The organism is Paraburkholderia sp. J11-2 (genome assembly GCF_905220185.1).
Lineage (GTDB): Bacteria > Pseudomonadota > Gammaproteobacteria > Burkholderiales > Burkholderiaceae > Paraburkholderia.
In genome coordinates this window covers 1-1,908 of sequence record NZ_CAJMYY010000076.1, presented here as the reverse complement: position 1 = coordinate 1,908, position 1,908 = coordinate 1, and the positions used below count along the sequence as shown (strand labels likewise).

General features: G+C 62.7%; 2 protein-coding genes. Both read left to right on the top strand.

Annotation, left to right across the window (positions count from 1 at the left end; translation table 11 throughout):
- A partial coding sequence (locus U5A57_RS41180; protein ID WP_321918065.1) for an FAD-binding protein occupies nucleotides 1-1,146 on the top strand: 1,146 nt, incomplete at its 5' end.
- A 28-nt stretch (nucleotides 1,147-1,174) separates the two neighbouring features.
- On the top strand, nucleotides 1,175-1,876 hold the full coding sequence (locus U5A57_RS41175) for a succinate dehydrogenase iron-sulfur subunit (RefSeq protein ID WP_158760580.1): 702 nt from the start codon (nucleotides 1,175-1,177) through the stop codon (nucleotides 1,874-1,876).
- Nucleotides 1,877-1,908: the final 32 nt, after the last annotated feature.

Here is a 1,908-nt window from a genome sequence, read left to right as displayed (position 1 = left end):
GGCCGGATCTTCGCGGCATCGACCAACGCGTTCATCAACACCGGTGACGGCCTTGGCATGGCGGCCCGTTCGGGCATCGCGCTGCAGGACATGGAGTTCTGGCAGTTCCACCCGACCGGCGTGGCCGGCGCGGGCGTGCTGATCACGGAAGGCGTGCGCGGCGAAGGCGGCATTCTGCGTAACTCGAACGGCGAGCGCTTCATGGAGCGTTACGCGCCGACCCTGAAGGACCTGGCGCCGCGCGACTTCGTTTCGCGTTCGATGGACCAGGAAATCAAGGAAGGCCGTGGCGTGGGTCCGCACAAGGACCACGTGCTGCTCGACCTTTCGCACATCGGCGCCGAGACGATCATGAAGCGTCTGCCGTCGATCCGCGAAATCGCGCTCAAGTTCGCGAACGTGGACTGTATCAAGGAGCCGATCCCGGTCGTGCCGACCATCCACTACCAGATGGGCGGCATCCCGACGAACATCAACGGCCAGGTCGTTGGCACGCCGAAGGGTCACGAAGAAGTCGTCAACGGCTTCTACGCCGTGGGCGAATGCTCGTGCGTCTCGGTGCACGGCGCGAACCGCCTCGGCACGAACTCGCTGCTCGACCTCGTGGTGTTCGGCCGTGCGGCTGGCAACCACATCGTCAAGCACGTCAAGGAGCTCAAGGAGCACAAGCCGCTGCCGGCCGACGCCGCCGACTTCGCGCTCTCGCGCCTCGCCGAGCTCGACAAGTCGACCTCGGGCGAGTACGCGCAAAGCGTCGCGAACGACATCCGCGGTTCGATGCAGAAGCACGCGGGCGTGTTCCGCACGTCGAAGCTGCTCGCAGACGGTGTGAAGGACATCGCGCAGATCGCTGAGCGCGCGAAGCACATCCACCTGAAGGACAAGTCGAAGGTGTTCAACACGGCGCGCGTGGAAGCGCTCGAAGTGGCGAACCTGGTTGAAGTTGCGCGCGCAACGATGGTTTCGGCAGAAGCCCGTAAGGAAAGCCGTGGTGCACACGCACAGAGCGACTTCGAACACCGTGACGACGAAAACTGGCTGCGCCATACGCTCTGGTTCAGCGAAGGTGACCGACTCGATTACAAGCCGGTCCACATGCAACCGCTGACCGTCGAGTCCGTGCCGCCGAAGGCGCGTACGTTCTAAGGCACACGCCAGTCAAAAGGAATTGGAAATGGCCAAACGCATTTTTGAAGTCTATCGCTACGACCCGGACAAGGACGCAGCGCCGCGCATGCAAACGTACGAGCTGGAACTCACGCACGAGCGCATGCTGCTCGACGCGCTGGTCAAGCTCAAGGAAGTGGACGAGACGCTGTCGTTCCGCCGTTCGTGCCGTGAAGGCGTGTGCGGTTCGGACGCCATGAACATCAATGGCAAGAACGGTCTCGCCTGCCTGACGAACCTGAACGACCTGCCGGCGAAGATCGTGCTGCGTCCGCTGCCGGGCCTGCCCGTCGTGCGCGACCTGATTTGCGACTTCACGCAGTTCTTCAACCAGTACCACTCGATCAAGCCGTACCTGATCAACGACACGCCGCCGCCCGAGAAGGAGCGTCTGCAGTCGCCTGAGCAGCGTGACGAACTCGATGGCCTGTACGAGTGTATTCTGTGCGCAAGCTGCTCGACGTCGTGCCCGAGCTTCTGGTGGAACCCGGACAAGTTCGTCGGCCCGGCAGGTCTGCTGCAGGCTTACCGCTTCATCGCGGACAGCCGCGACGAAGCCACCGGCGAGCGCCTCGACAACCTCGAGGACCCGTACCGTCTGTTCCGTTGCCACACGATCATGAACTGCGTCGACGTTTGCCCGAAGGGCCTGAACCCGACGAAGGCGATCGGCAAGATCAAGGAACTGATGTTCCGCCGCGCGGTTTGATGTTGCTGTTCTGAAATGGAATCGCATCAGTC

What these genes read in the sequence shown, in the direction of transcription:
- U5A57_RS41175 (WP_158760580.1), top strand. Translation starts at nt 1,175, where the DNA reads ATGGCCAAACGCATTTTTGAAGTCTATCGCTACGACCCGGACAAGGAC.